General features: G+C 68.4%; 13 protein-coding genes. 4 read left to right on the plus strand and 9 right to left on the minus strand.

All coding sequences use genetic code 11. The annotated features are described in order from the left end of the window. Window positions 1-21: 21 nt before the first annotated feature. The 6 genes from H0523_RS24115 to H0523_RS24140 all read right to left on the minus strand — a co-directional run bounded on the left by H0523_RS24115 (window position 22) and on the right by H0523_RS24140 (window position 6,053). Window positions 22-1,752: an ABC transporter substrate-binding protein gene (locus tag H0523_RS24115; RefSeq protein WP_054431308.1), complete on the minus strand. Its 1,731-nt coding sequence runs from the start codon at window positions 1,750-1,752 to the stop codon at window positions 22-24. Between the two features lie 111 nt (window positions 1,753-1,863). Continuing rightward, complete coding sequence (locus H0523_RS24120; protein WP_047992707.1) at window positions 1,864-2,172, minus strand: DUF2160 domain-containing protein; 309 nt, start codon at window positions 2,170-2,172, stop codon at window positions 1,864-1,866. A 15-nt stretch (window positions 2,173-2,187) separates the two neighbouring features. After that, window positions 2,188-3,000 carry a carbohydrate ABC transporter permease gene (locus H0523_RS24125; protein WP_006385279.1) on the minus strand — a complete coding sequence of 271 codons (813 nt, stop codon included), beginning with the start codon at window positions 2,998-3,000 and terminating at the stop codon, window positions 2,188-2,190. Beyond that, complete coding sequence (locus H0523_RS24130; RefSeq protein WP_006385278.1) at window positions 2,993-3,883, minus strand: carbohydrate ABC transporter permease; 891 nt, start codon at window positions 3,881-3,883, stop codon at window positions 2,993-2,995. Before H0523_RS24130 ends, H0523_RS24125 begins: the two co-directional genes overlap by 8 nt. Continuing rightward, complete coding sequence (locus H0523_RS24135) at window positions 3,880-4,968, minus strand: ABC transporter ATP-binding protein (protein ID WP_054431307.1); 1,089 nt, start codon at window positions 4,966-4,968, stop codon at window positions 3,880-3,882. Before H0523_RS24135 ends, H0523_RS24130 begins: the two co-directional genes overlap by 4 nt. Further along, window positions 4,968-6,053: an ABC transporter ATP-binding protein gene (locus H0523_RS24140; protein WP_054431306.1), complete on the minus strand. Its 1,086-nt coding sequence runs from the start codon at window positions 6,051-6,053 to the stop codon at window positions 4,968-4,970. The genes H0523_RS24135 and H0523_RS24140 overlap by 1 nt, the downstream gene beginning before the upstream one ends. A 227-nt stretch (window positions 6,054-6,280) precedes the next feature. Here H0523_RS24140 and H0523_RS24145 point away from each other — a divergent pair, with 227 nt between their 5' ends. Next, window positions 6,281-7,072, plus strand: coding sequence for a DeoR/GlpR family DNA-binding transcription regulator (locus tag H0523_RS24145; protein WP_054431305.1), 792 nt, complete (start codon window positions 6,281-6,283; stop codon window positions 7,070-7,072). 104 nt (window positions 7,073-7,176) lie between these two features. After that, the gene (locus tag H0523_RS24150) at window positions 7,177-8,775 is read left to right on the plus strand and encodes a glycerol-3-phosphate dehydrogenase/oxidase (protein ID WP_054431304.1); all 1,599 of its coding nucleotides are present in this window, start codon (window positions 7,177-7,179) and stop codon (window positions 8,773-8,775) included. Window positions 8,776-8,940: 165 nt separating this feature from the next. On the opposite strand, the gene H0523_RS24155 is transcribed toward H0523_RS24150, so the two are convergent. The 3 genes from H0523_RS24155 to curA all read right to left on the minus strand — a co-directional run bounded on the left by H0523_RS24155 (window position 8,941) and on the right by curA (window position 11,400). Further along, window positions 8,941-9,555, minus strand: coding sequence for an HD-GYP domain-containing protein (locus H0523_RS24155; RefSeq protein ID WP_054431303.1), 615 nt, complete (start codon window positions 9,553-9,555; stop codon window positions 8,941-8,943). Between the two features lie 117 nt (window positions 9,556-9,672). Continuing rightward, on the minus strand, window positions 9,673-10,353 hold the full coding sequence (locus H0523_RS24160; protein ID WP_054431302.1) for a type 1 glutamine amidotransferase domain-containing protein: 681 nt from the start codon (window positions 10,351-10,353) through the stop codon (window positions 9,673-9,675). Window positions 10,354-10,362: 9 nt separating this feature from the next. After that, on the minus strand, window positions 10,363-11,400 hold the full coding sequence (gene curA, locus H0523_RS24165; RefSeq protein ID WP_054431301.1) for an NADPH-dependent curcumin/dihydrocurcumin reductase: 1,038 nt from the start codon (window positions 11,398-11,400) through the stop codon (window positions 10,363-10,365). Between the two features lie 121 nt (window positions 11,401-11,521). Between curA and H0523_RS24170 the strand changes: the two genes are divergently transcribed. Both H0523_RS24170 and H0523_RS24175 read left to right on the plus strand, forming a co-directional pair. Next, window positions 11,522-12,307 (plus strand): TetR/AcrR family transcriptional regulator, encoded by a 786-nt coding sequence (locus H0523_RS24170; protein ID WP_054431300.1) that lies wholly within the window; start codon window positions 11,522-11,524, stop codon window positions 12,305-12,307. 2 nt (window positions 12,308-12,309) lie between these two features. Continuing rightward, on the plus strand, window positions 12,310-12,695 hold a 386-nt coding region (locus H0523_RS24175; protein WP_503467167.1), incomplete at its 3' end, for an HlyD family secretion protein.

The following is a 12,695-nucleotide window of genomic DNA, read 5'->3' on the forward strand; positions in this document are numbered from 1 at the left end:
CCCTCTGTTCGCCTCACAGAATTACCGCACCTTCCCCGCCTTCCAGGCCTCCAGCAGCTGCTCGTACGCCACCGTTTCGCCCTTGGGCTTTTCATTGCCCAGCTTCTTCCACGGCGCGTGCTGATCCGACAGCCACTTGTTCGGATCGCCCTTGGCGTTCAGCTTGGGCGCGCATTGCGCCATGCCGGCCCGCTCCAGCCGCGCCATCACCTGGTCCATTTCGTTGGCCAGGTTGTCCATCGCGGCCTGCGGCGTCTTCTCGCCGGTGACGGCGGTGGCGACGTTCTTCCACCACAGCTGCGCCAGCTTGGGATAGTCGGGCACGTTGTTGCCGGTCGGCGTCCAGGCCACCCGCGCCGGGCTGCGGTAGAACTCGATCAGGCCGCCGTAGTTGGCCGCGTTCTTGCTGAAGTAGTCGCTGTGGATGTCGCTGTCGCGGATGAAGGTCAGGCCGGTGATCGACTTCTTCAGCGACACCGTCTTGGCCGTGACGAACTGGGCGTAGAGCCAGGCGGCGGCCATCTTGTCGGGGTTGGTGGACTTGAAGAAGGTCCACGAACCCACGTCCTGGTAGCCGTTCTGCATGCCGTCCTTCCAGTACGGACCATACGGCGACGGCGCCATGCGCCACTTGGGCGTGCCGTCCTCGTTGACCACCGGCAGGCCCTTCTTGGTCATGTCGGCGGTGAAGGCCGTGTACCAGAAGATCTGCTGCGCGATCTGGCCCTGCGCCGGCACCGGACCGGATTCCGAGAAGGTCATGCCCATGGCCTGCTGCGGCGCGTACTTCTTCATCCAGTCGACGTACTTGGTCAGGGCGTAGACCGCGGCCGGACTGTTGGTGGCGCCGCCGCGCGCCACCGAGGCGCCCACCGGCGTGCACTTGTCGTCGGCCACGCGGATGCCCCACTCGTCCACCGGCATGCCGTTGGGCAGGCCCTTGTCGGCGGCGCCGGCCATCGACAGCCACGCGTCGGTGAAGCGCCAGCCCAGCGACGGGTCCTTCTTGCCGTAGTCCATGTGGCCATAGACCTTCTTGCCGTCCAGCTCCTTGACGTCGTTGGAGAAGAAGTCGGCGATGTCCTCGTAGGCGGACCAGTTGGTCGGCACGCCCAGGTCGTAGCCATACTTGGCCTTGAACTTGTCCTTCAGGTCCTGGCGCGCGAACCAGTCGGCGCGGAACCAGTAGACGTTGGCGAACTGCTGGTCGGGCAGCTGGTACAGCTTGCCGTCCGGCGCGGTGGTGAACTTGGTGCCGATGAAGTCCTTCAGGTCCAGGCCCGGGTTGGTCCATTCCTTGCCGGCGCCGGCCATGTAGTCGGACAGCGGCAGGATGGCGCCGTAGCGGTAGTGGGTGCCGATCAGGTCGGAGTCGGAGATCCAGCCGTCGTAGATGGACTTGCCCGACTGCATCGAGGTCTGCAGCTTCTCGACCACGTCGCCTTCCTGGATCAGGTCGTGGTTGACCTTGATGCCGGTGATCTCGGTGAAGGCCTTGGCCAGCACCTTGGACTCGTACTCGTGGGTGGTGATGGTTTCCGACACCACGTTGATTTCGTTGACGCCCTTTGCCTTGAGCTTGGCGGCGGCCTCGATGAACCACTTCATCTCGGCCATCTGCTGGTCCTTGGACAGGGTCGACGGCTGGAATTCCGAATCGACCCACTTCTTCGCTTCCGGCTCGCCGGCCCAGGCCCCTGACGTACCGATCAGGGCGATGGCGGCCGCCATGGCGTGCATGCGCAATTTCATGACCTGTCTCCTCGATAAGTCCTCCCCATGGGTGCTGCGGACTTCTGGCCGGGGAAGACATTGGCCGATCGTCCTTCCAAACCGCTGATATCGCGCGGGGTCTGCGCCCCGTCAGCCTTTCCTCATGATGAAGGCCAGCAGCAGCATGGACAGCACGAAGCTGATCCACACCGATGGCGGCTCGTCCAGCGAAAACCATTCCACCGCCTTCTGCCCGAACCCCAGGAACGCCAGGTTGAGCCAGGCCGCGGCCATCAGGCCGATGAAGAGGCGGTCGCCGCGGGTCGTGCGCAACGGCAGGAAGCCCTTGCGCTCGACCGTGGGCGATTTCAGTTCCCAGACCGTCATGCCCACCAGCATCAGCACGATGCAGGAGAAGAACACGGCGACGGGGGTGGTCCATACCATCCAGCTGAACATGTGGCGCCCTCCCCCTCAGACCCGGCCCATCGCGAAGCCCTTCGCGATGTAGTGCCGCACGAACCAGATGACGATGCCGCCGGGCACGATGGTCAGCACCCCGGCCGCCGCCAGCACGCCCCAGTCCATGCCCGAGGCCGAGACCGTGCGCGTCATGGTGGCGACGATGGGCTTGGCGTTGACCGAGGTCAGCGTGCGCGCCAGCAGCAGCTCGACCCAGCTGAACATGAAGCAGAAGAACGCCGCCACGCCCACGCCCGACTTGATCAGCGGCAGGAAGATCGTCAGGAAGAAGCGCGGGAACGAATAGCCGTCCACGTAGGCCGTCTCGTCGATCTCGCGCGGCACGCCGGACATGAAGCCCTCCAGGATCCACACCGCCAGCGGCACGTTGAACACCAGGTGCGCCAACGCCACCGCCAGGTGCGTGTCCATCAGCCCGAACGAGCTGTACAGCTGGAAGAACGGCAGCAGGAACACCGCCGGCGGCGTCATGCGGTTGGTCAGCAGCCAGAAGAACACGTGCTTGTCGCCGATGAAGCGGTAGCGCGAGAACGCGTAGGCCGCCGGCAGCGCCACGGCCAGCGAGATGACCGTGTTGATGACCACGTAGATCAGCGAGTTGATGTAGCCCGAATACCAGGCCGGATCGGTGAAGATGGTGCGGTAGTGCTCCAGCGTGAAATCGCGCGGCCACAACGTCAGGGTGCTGACGATCTCGGTATTGGTCTTGAACGACATGTTCAGCATCCAGTACAGCGGCAGGATGGCGAACACCAGGTACAGCGCCAGGAAGGCGCCGCGCCACCAGGTCGATTGCTCACGCATTGGCGCGCTCCTCGTCGAAACCGCCGGTGGTGCCGGCGCGCTGCATCCAGTTGTACAGAATGAAGCAGAGCAGCAAGATGATCAGGAAGTAGATGATCGAGAACGCCGCCGCCGGGCCCAGGTCGAACTGGCCCACGGCCTTCTGCGTCAGGTACTGCGACAGGAAGGTGGTGGCGTTGCCCGGCCCGCCGCCGGTCAGCACGAACGGTTCGGTGTAGATCATGAAGCTGTCCATGAAGCGCAGCAGCACCGCGATCATCAGCACGCCGCGCATCTTGGGCAGCTGGATGTAGCGGAACACCGCCAGGCGCGAGGCGCCGTCGATGCGCGCGGCCTGGTAATAGGCGTCGGGAATGGCGCGCAGGCCGGCATAGCACAGCAGCGCCACCAGCGGCGTCCAGTGCCAGACATCCATCACCAGCACCGTGACCCAGGCGTCGAGGTCGTTGCCGGTGTAGTTGTAGTCCACTCCCAGCCACGACAGCGTCGCCCCAAGCAGGCCGATGTCGGTGCGCCCGAACACCTGCCAGATGGTGCCCACCACGTTCCACGGGATCAGCAGCGACAGCGCGATGATGACCAGCACCGCCGAGGCGCGCCAGCCGCTGGCCGGCATCGACAGCGCCAGCAGGATGCCCAGCGGGATCTCGATGGCCAGCACCGCCAGCGAGAAGCCGATCTGGCGCAGCAGCGCGCCATGCAGCTCCTCGTCCTGCAGCACGGCGGCGAACCATTCGGTGCCGACGAACACGCGGCGCTCGGGCGAGATGATGTCCTGCACCGAGTAATTGACGATGGTCATCAGCGGCAGGATGGCCGAGAACGCCACGCACAGCACCACGGGCAGGACCAGGAACCAGGCCCGGTGATCGATCGGTTTCATCGGATCAGCTCCTCGTCGCGGTAGAAGCAGGTATGCGGATTGAGCGCCGACAGCCACACCGTGGCGCCGGGCGCGATCGAGGCGGCGTCGGTGCCCAGGCGGGCGCGCAGCGGCGTGCCCTCGAAGTCGGCCAGCAGCAAGGTGTAGGTGCCCACGTCCTGCACCCGTTGGACCGTGGCCGGGATGGCGCCGGGCGCGTTGGCGTCGGCCAGGCGCAGGTATTCCGGGCGCACGCCCAGCTTGACCGGGCCGACGTCGGCCAGCCTGGCCGCCATCGCATCCGGCACGCCGTCGACGCGCCGCTGGCCCACCATCAGGCCGTCGACGCGCCACTGCGCCGGCAGGAAGTTCATGCCGGGCGAGCCGATGAAATGGCCGACGAAGGTGTGCGCCGGCCGCTCGAACAGGTCGTCGGCGCTGCCCACCTGCACCGCGCGGCCGCGCGCCATCACCATCACCTGGTCGGCGAAGGTCAACGCCTCGGTCTGGTCGTGCGTGACGTAGATCAGCGTCAGCTTGAACTCGTGATGAATTTCCTTGAGCTTGCGGCGCAGTTCCCACTTCAGTTGCGGGTCGATCACGGTCAGCGGCTCGTCGAACAGCACCGCCGACACATCGTTGCGCACCAGGCCGCGGCCCAGCGAGATCTTCTGCTTGGCGTCGGCCGTCAGGCCGCTGGCGCGGCGCCCCAGCACGTGCGACATCTCCAGCATCTCGGCGATGCGGCCGACGCGCTCGCGGATCTGTTTGGCGGGCACGCCGCGATTGCGCAGCGGGAACGCCAGGTTCTCGGCCACGGTCATGGTGTCGTACACCACCGGAAACTGGAACACCTGGGCGATGTTGCGCGCCTGCGGCGTCTTGTGGGTGACGTCCTGGCCGTCGAACAGGATGCGGCCGTGCGATGGCCGCAGCAGGCCCGAGACGCAATTGAGCAAGGTGGTCTTGCCGCAGCCCGAGGGGCCCAGCAAGGCGTAGGCGCCGCCGTCGCGAAAGGTGAACTTGAGCGGCAGCAGCGCGTAGTCCTCGTCGGCCTGGGGATTGGCGACGTAGGAATGGGAGAGGTCCAGCTCGATCTGCGCCATCAGGCCATCCCTCCGCTGGCGTGCGGCCGGGCGGGGGCCGCCAGCAAGGCGCCGTCGGCGCCGAAGGCGTAGGTCTGGGCCGGGTCGAAGTACAGCGTCAGACGCTGCTCCAGCGTGTAGCGATGCACGCCCGGCAGCTGCGCGACCACGTCGCCGGCGGCCGTCTCGGCGTGCACGAAGGTGTCGGACCCCGAGATCTCGGCCAGCTTGACCACGCCGTCCAGGCCGATGTGGCCGGGACGCGCCGTCACGTCCAGCGCGCCCGCCCGCAGGCCGGCGGTGAGCCCGCCGCCCGCGCCCGGCGGCAGTGGCCGCGCGACCGCGATGCCGCCCTGCAGCGTGAAGCCGTCGGCGCCGCGCTGCGCGGCGAACAGGTTCATGGGCGGATCGCTGAAGGCGCGCGCCACGCGGATCGAATTGGGCCGGTGGAAGACCTCGGCGGTCGGTCCGTACTGCAGCAGTTCGCCCGCGTCCAGCACGGCGGTGTGGCCGCCCAGCAGCAGCGCCTCGCCCGGCTCGGTGGTGGCGTAGACCACGGTCGAGCGGCCCTCGGCGAACAGGGCCGACAGCTCATCGCGCAGTTCCTCGCGCAGCTTGTAGTCGAGGTTGACCAGCGGTTCGTCCAGCAGGATCAGCGGCGCATCCTTGACCAGGGCCCGCGCCAGCGCCACCCGCTGCTGCTGCCCGCCCGACAGTTCAGACGGATGACGGGCCAGCAGGTGGTCGATGTGCAGGCGCGCGGCCATGGCCCCGACCTTGTCGGCGATGCCCGACACGCCGCGCAGCTTGAGCGGCGAGGCGATGTTGTCGAACACCGTCATGGACGGATAGTTGATGAATTGCTGATACACCATGGCGACGTTGCGCTGGCGCACCGGCACGCCGGTCACGTCGGCGCCGTCGGCCAGCACCCGGCCCTCGGTGGGCCGGTCGAGCCCGGCCATGATGCGCATCAGCGATGTCTTGCCCGCCAGGGTCACCCCCAGCAAAACGGTCATGGCGCCCGGCACCGGGGCCAGGCTCATGGGATACAGGTGCGTCTGCGAGCCGGCTCGCAAACCTATCCTGTCCAGGGTCAGCTGCATCTGGTCTCCTGCCTCTAATACGTCCCCGGTTTATCGACCGGGCATCGGTACGTCGGTACAGCGGCCCTCGCGGCGCGCGAGAACGCGCCGGTTCAGGTTTTTCTTTCAGATCGCTTTCGTTTTTTTTGCGTTTTACTCAAGAAGCGAAAAAAATACAATCTTGCAGCGCGTCATTATTTTTCGCTTTTGTTGTTTTATGATGCGACTGTGACACTCAATACGCCAACATGACACTCAATCCCAGACAAAGCGCCTTGATCGAAATGGTTCGAGCCCAGGGCTCGGCCACGATCGAAGAGCTGGCCAAACGCTTCGACGTCACGCTGCAGACCGTGCGGCGCGACGTCAACATTCTTTCCGAAGCCGGCCTGCTGTCGCGCTTCCATGGCGGCGTGCGCATCGAAGCGTCCACCATCGAGAACATCGCCTACCGCAAGCGCCAGGGGCTGCACGCGGCCGGCAAGCAACGCATCGCCGAGGCCGTGGCCCGCGCCGTGCCCGACGGCTGCTCGCTGATCCTGAACATCGGCACCACCACCGAGGCCATCGCCCGCGCCCTGCTGCGCCACCGCGGCCTGCGTGTCATCACCAACAACCTGCACGTGGCCGACATCCTTTCCGACAACCCGGATTGCGAAGTCATCGTCGCCGGCGGCGTGGTGCGTTCGCGCGACCGCGGCATCGTCGGCGAGGCCACCATGGACTTCATCCGGCAGTTCCGGGTCGACATCGGCCTGATCGGCATCTCCGGCATCGAGGCCGACGGCACGCTGCGCGACTACGACTTCCGCGAAGTGCGCGTGGCCCGCACCATCATCGAACAGTCGCGCGAAGTGTGGCTGGCCGCCGACAGCAGCAAATTCAAGCGCCAGGCCATGGTGGAACTGGCGCACATCTCGCAGATCGACCGCTTCTTCACCGACGCGCATCCGCAGGAGCCGCTGGCGCAAGTGCTGCTGGATGCCGGCGTGCGCTGCGAAGTCGCCGCCGCGCCGAACGCGGCCAAGGTACCCGCCTGACCCGCTTGACCCGGCCCGTGGGCACGGCGCTTGCGCCCCGCCCGGCCGGCACGAACAGAAACGAACACCGCACCGAACCCTAGCGGCCCCGCCGCCCCACGCATATGAACCAACCGCTCGCCACCGTCACCCCGCCCGACCGCAACCGCCTGCTGGCGCAACTGGACAACACGCCAGCCTGGGACGTGATCGTCATCGGCGGCGGCGCGACCGGCCTGGGCACCGCCGTCGACGCCGCCAGCCGCGGCTACCGCACCCTGCTGATCGAGGGCGCGGACTTCGCCAAGGGCACTTCCAGCAAGGCCACCAAGCTGGTGCACGGCGGCGTGCGCTATCTGGCGCAGGGCAACATCAGCCTGGTGCGCGAGGCGCTGCACGAACGCGGCCTGCTCAACCGCAACGCGCCGCACCTGGTGTGGCCGCTGGGCTTCGTGGTGCCGGCCTACAACCTGCTGGACCAGCCCTTCTACGGCATCGGCCTGAAGATGTACGACATGCTGGCCGGCAAGCTCAACCTGTCGCCGAGCCGCTGGCTGTCGCGCCGCGATACGCTGGCCAACGCGCCGACGCTGGCCGAGAACGTCAACGGCCGCGGCCTCAAGGGCGGCGTGCTGTACTACGACGGCCAGTTCGACGACGCGCGCCTGGCGCTGAGCCTGATGCGCACGCTGTTCGACCTGGGCGGCACCGCGGTCAACTATGTGCGCGCCACCGGCCTGACCACCACCGGCGGCAAGGTCGACGGCGTCACCGCCGAGGACGCGCTGGGCGGCGCCAGCTTCACGCTGCGGGCGCGCTGCGTCATCAACGCCACCGGCGTCTGGGTCGACAGCGTGCGCCGCATGGAAGACAAGAACGCGCCGACCATGGTGGCGCCCAGCCAGGGCGTGCACCTGACGCTGCCGCACGATTTCCTGCCCGGCAAGCGCGCCATCCTGATCCCCAAGACCGATGACGGCCGCGTGCTGTTCGTGGTGCCGTGGAACGGCCACACCATCGTCGGCACCACCGATTCGCCGCGCAACGACCTGCCGCTGGACCCGGAAGCCGGCGCCCAGGACGTCGATTTCATCCTGAGCACCGCCGCGCGCTACCTCAGCCGCAAACCGACCCGCGACGACGTCACCAGCGTCTGGGCCGGCCTGCGGCCGCTGGTCAAGGCCACCGGCGACGCCTCCACCAAGTCGCTGTCGCGCGAGCACACCATCCTGGTGTCGCAGGCCGGCCTGGTGACGGTCACGGGCGGCAAGTGGACCACCTATCGCCGCATGGCGCAGGACGTGGTCGACACCGCCATCCAGCACCAGCTGCTGACGCAGGCCAGCTGCCGCACCGAGTCGCTGGCGCTGCATGGCGCCAACGGCCTGGCGCCGTCGCAGGAACACGCCGGCACGCCGGACAGCTACTACGGCAGCGACCTGCCCGTGCTCAAGGCCCTGCCCGGCGCCGAGCGCATGCTGGTCAAGAGCAGCGGCCTGTCCGAAGCCCACGTGCGCTTCGCCGCGCGCTTCGAGCTGGCGCGCAGCGCCGAGGACGTGCTGGCGCGCCGCAACCGCGCGCTGTTCCTGGACGCCGAGGCGGCCCTGCTGGCCGCGCCCGAAGTGGCGCGCATCCTGGCCGAGGAACTGGGCCACGACGCCGCCTGGCAGCAGCGCACGCTGCAGGAACTGGCCACGGTCGCGGCGCACTACCGCCTGAAGTGAGGCGCTGAAAAGTGACGCGCTGAAGTCACACGCTGAAGTGAGGCGCTGAAGCGGCGCGCCCGGGCGCGCCGTGATCGCCCCCACCCGCAACGCCGCGCCGGCATGGCGCGGCGTTGTCGCATGGCGCCGGGGCCTGTTCACACGACAAGAAGCCTCGCACAGGCCCTAAGGTACGCGCAGCGGACTGGACTGGATCATGGTCTCGAACACGCGCAGCAGGTCCGGATCGCACTTGGACCCGGCCTCGCGGTTGAGGATACGCATGATCTCGGCGTGCGTGCGCGCCGGGTGGTAGGGCCGCGCGTCGCCCAGCGCGTCGTAGGAATCGGCCAGCGAAATGATGCGCGCGTGCAGCGGGATGTCATGGCCCGCCAGGCCCTCGGGATAGCCCGAGCCGTCGAAATGCTCATGGTGGTGCCGCACGGCCAGCGCGATGCGTTCGCGCTGCGGCATGTCGCTCTGCAGGATGATGGCCGCGCCCACGGCGGCGTGGGACTTCATGATTTCCCAATCCTCTTTTTCGAGGCGCTTGGGCGAGAACAGCACGCGATCAGGGGTGCCGATCTTGCCCACGTCGTGCAGGCGGGCGGCAACGGCGACAGCCTGCTGCTCGTCGTCGTCCAGGCCGCAGGCCCGCGCCAGCGCAACGCTCAGGGCAACGACGCGGTGGCAATGGCGTCCGGTGGCGGCATCTCGGGCCTGCATCGCGGCGAACAGCGCCGCTTCACAGGAACCTGCGGGCAGCGCGGACGCCGCGCTTGGGGGTACATCTGGAGGCATCGGTAGGGGCGCGCGCGGTTGCAACGGAACCGCGCGCCTGTGTCAGAAAGTATCAATTCTGACACAGCTCGACAGGCCCGTGCGCCGCCGCGCGAACCGGCCGCGCGGCCTTGCGGCTCAAGCCTTCAGCCGCGCCAGCAGCGCCTCTGCCACGCCGACCGACGAGGCCGGATTCTGGCCCGTGATGAGCAGGCCGTCGGAGACGATGTGCGGCTGCCAATCGGGCCCCTTGCTGTACAGGCCGCCCAGCAGCGCCAGTTCGTCCTCGACCAGGAACGGCACCACCGCGGTCAATTGCACCGCCGCTTCTTCCGTGTTGGAAAAGCCGGTGACCTGGCGGCCCTGCACCAGCGGCTTGCCGTCGGCCGTCTTGGCATGGCGCAGCACGCCCGGCGCGTGGCAGACCGCCGCCACCGGCTTGCCGGCGGCCAGCATGGTCTCGATCAGCGACACGGACTTGGGGTCCTCGGCCAGGTCCCACAGCGGGCCGTGGCCGCCGGGATAGAACACCGCGTCGTAGTCGGCGGCCTGCACCTCGGCCAGGCGGCGCGTGTTCGCCAGGCGGCGCTGCGCCTCGGGGTCCTGGCGGAAGCGGCGCGTGTCGTCGGTCTGGGCGTCGGGGTCGTCGCTCTTGGGATCGAGCGGCGGCTGCCCGCCCTGCGGCGAGGCCAGCGTCAGCGTGGCGCCCGCGTCCAGGAAGGCGTAGTACGGGGCGGCAAATTCCTCCAGCCAGAAGCCGGTCTTGCGGCCCGTGTCGCCCAGCGTGTCGTGGGAAGTCAGCACGATCAGGATATTCATGTTGCGCTCCTATTCATCCGGGCCGACGCGCACGATGCGCTTGCCGGCGTTCTCGCCCTTGAGCAGGCCCATCAGGCCGCGCGGCGCGTTCTCCAGGCCGTCGACCACGTCTTCGCGGTACTTGATGCGGCCGTCGCGCAGCAGCTCCTGCATGGCCGCGCGGAATTCGCCGAAGCGCGGCGCGTATTCGTTGAAAATGATGAAGCCCTGCATCTTGATGCGCTTGGTCAGGATGGTGCGCATCAGCAGCGGCAGGCGGTCGGGGCCGTCGGGCAGGCTGGTGGCGTTGTAGGCCGAGATCAGGCCGCAGACCGGCACCCGCGCGCGCGGATTGAGCAGCGGCAGCACCGCGTCGAACACCGCGCCGCCGACGTTCTCGAAATACACGTCGATGCCCTGCGGCACCGCCTTGGCCAGCAGGTTGGCCATGGCCGGATCGCGGTGGTCGATGCAGGCGTCGAAACCCAGTTCCTCGACCACGTAGCGGCATTTGTCGGCGCCGCCGGCGATGCCGACCGCCTTGCAGCCGTGGATCTTGGCCAGCTGGCCCACCACCGCGCCGACCGCGCCGCTGGCGGCGGCCACCACCACGGTTTCGCCGGCCTTGGGCTGGCCGATGTCCAGCAGGCCCATGTAGCCGGTGAAGCCCGGCATGCCGAGCACGCCCAGCGAGTACGACGGACGCTCGGGCGCCGAACCCAGCTTGAGCAGGCCGCTGCCGTCGGAGACGGCGTAGTCCTGCCAGCCCGACTGGGACAGCACCCATTCGCCCACCGGATAGTCGGCGTGGCGCGAAGCCACCACCCGGGCCACGGTGCCGCCCACCATGGGCTGGCCGACCTGCACCGGCTCGGCATACGAGGGCGCGTCGCTCATGCGGCCGCGCATATAGGGATCGAGGGAAAGATAGACCGTGCGCAGCAGCAGCTGGCCCGGGCCGGGTTCGGGCACGGCGTCGGTTTCCAGGCGGAAATCGCTGTCGGCGGGTTCGCCGCGTGGCCGCGAGGCCAGGACGATGCGGCGGTTGAGGGAGGACGATTGCGGCATGGCGTGCTGACTCCTTCTGTTCCGGTTCAGGCATTACACCACCTCCGCCGGCCGGTCCGTCCGTCGACCCTGCCGGCCGCCCCCCTTTTAATTAATTAAATATTTAATTAGAATCTGCCCCATGCCTGCCAAGCCTTCCCCCGCGCGCCGTCCCGGCCGCCCCGCCCGCCCCGACAGCGCCGCCGTGCGCGACCAGCTGCTGGACATCGCCACCGACCTGTTCGCCACCCAGGGCGTGGCCGCCACCCGCCTGGCCCACATCGCCGAACGCGCCGGGTTCACCTCGGCCATGCTGCACTACTACTTCAAGAGCCGCGACCAGTTGCTGGACGCCGTGGTGCTGGAACGCGTGGTGCCGGTCATCGGCTACGTCTGGAGCCCGGTGCCGCAGACGCCCCGGCGCCTGGACGGCTCCACCGACACGGCGCGCGCGGTCATCACCGAAATCGTCTCGCGCATCGTGCGCTGCGGCACCGACCGACCCTGGCTGCCAGCCCTGTGGATGCACGAGGTCGTCAACGAAGGCGGCCAGCTGCGCGAGCGCGTGCTGCGCCACCTGCCGGCCCAGCGCCTGCAGGTGTTCGCCGGCCTGATCGCCGACAGCCAGCGCGCCGGCGCCATCACCCCGGGCGTGGAGCCGCGGCTGGTGTTCCTGTCGATCCTGGGCCTGACCCTGCTGCCGCTGGCCACGTCGAGCCTGTGGCGCCGCATCTGGCAGGACGATCCGAAGATCCACGCCATCGACCACGACGCCATCGCCGCGCACGCCACCGCCATGCTCACGGGCGGGTTGTTTTCCCCGCCGGCCACGGCGCCCGACGCCCCCGCCACGCCCGCCGCGCCAGCAAAACGGACCCGGCGCGCCAAGCCGGCCGCCAACACTGAACCGCCCTCCACAGGACGCTGACCATGCGCACCCCTTCCCTCCCGCGCTACGCGCTGCCCGTCGCCGCCGTGCTCGGCCTGTCGCTGCTGGCCGCCTGCGGCAAGCGCGACGATGCCGTCTACCAGGGCTACGTCGAGGGTGAATACCTCTACATCGCCTCGTCCGAGGCCGGCCGGCTCGATACGCTCTCGGTGCAACGCGGCCAGCAGGTCGCCGCCGCCGCGCCGCTGTTCGCGCTGGAGGCGACGCGCGAAACCGCGGCGCGCGACCAGGCCGGCGCGCAGTTGGCGGCGGCCAGCGCCCAGCTGGAAGACATCGCCACCGGCAAGCGCCCGGCCGAAATCGACGTCAGCCGCGCCCAGCTGGCCCAGGCCGAGGCCGCCAGCCGGCGCTCGGCGGCGCAGCTGGC

Origin of the sequence: Achromobacter insuavis (assembly GCF_902859645.1) — a bacterium.
Classification (GTDB): Bacteria; Pseudomonadota; Gammaproteobacteria; order Burkholderiales; family Burkholderiaceae_B; genus Achromobacter; species Achromobacter insuavis.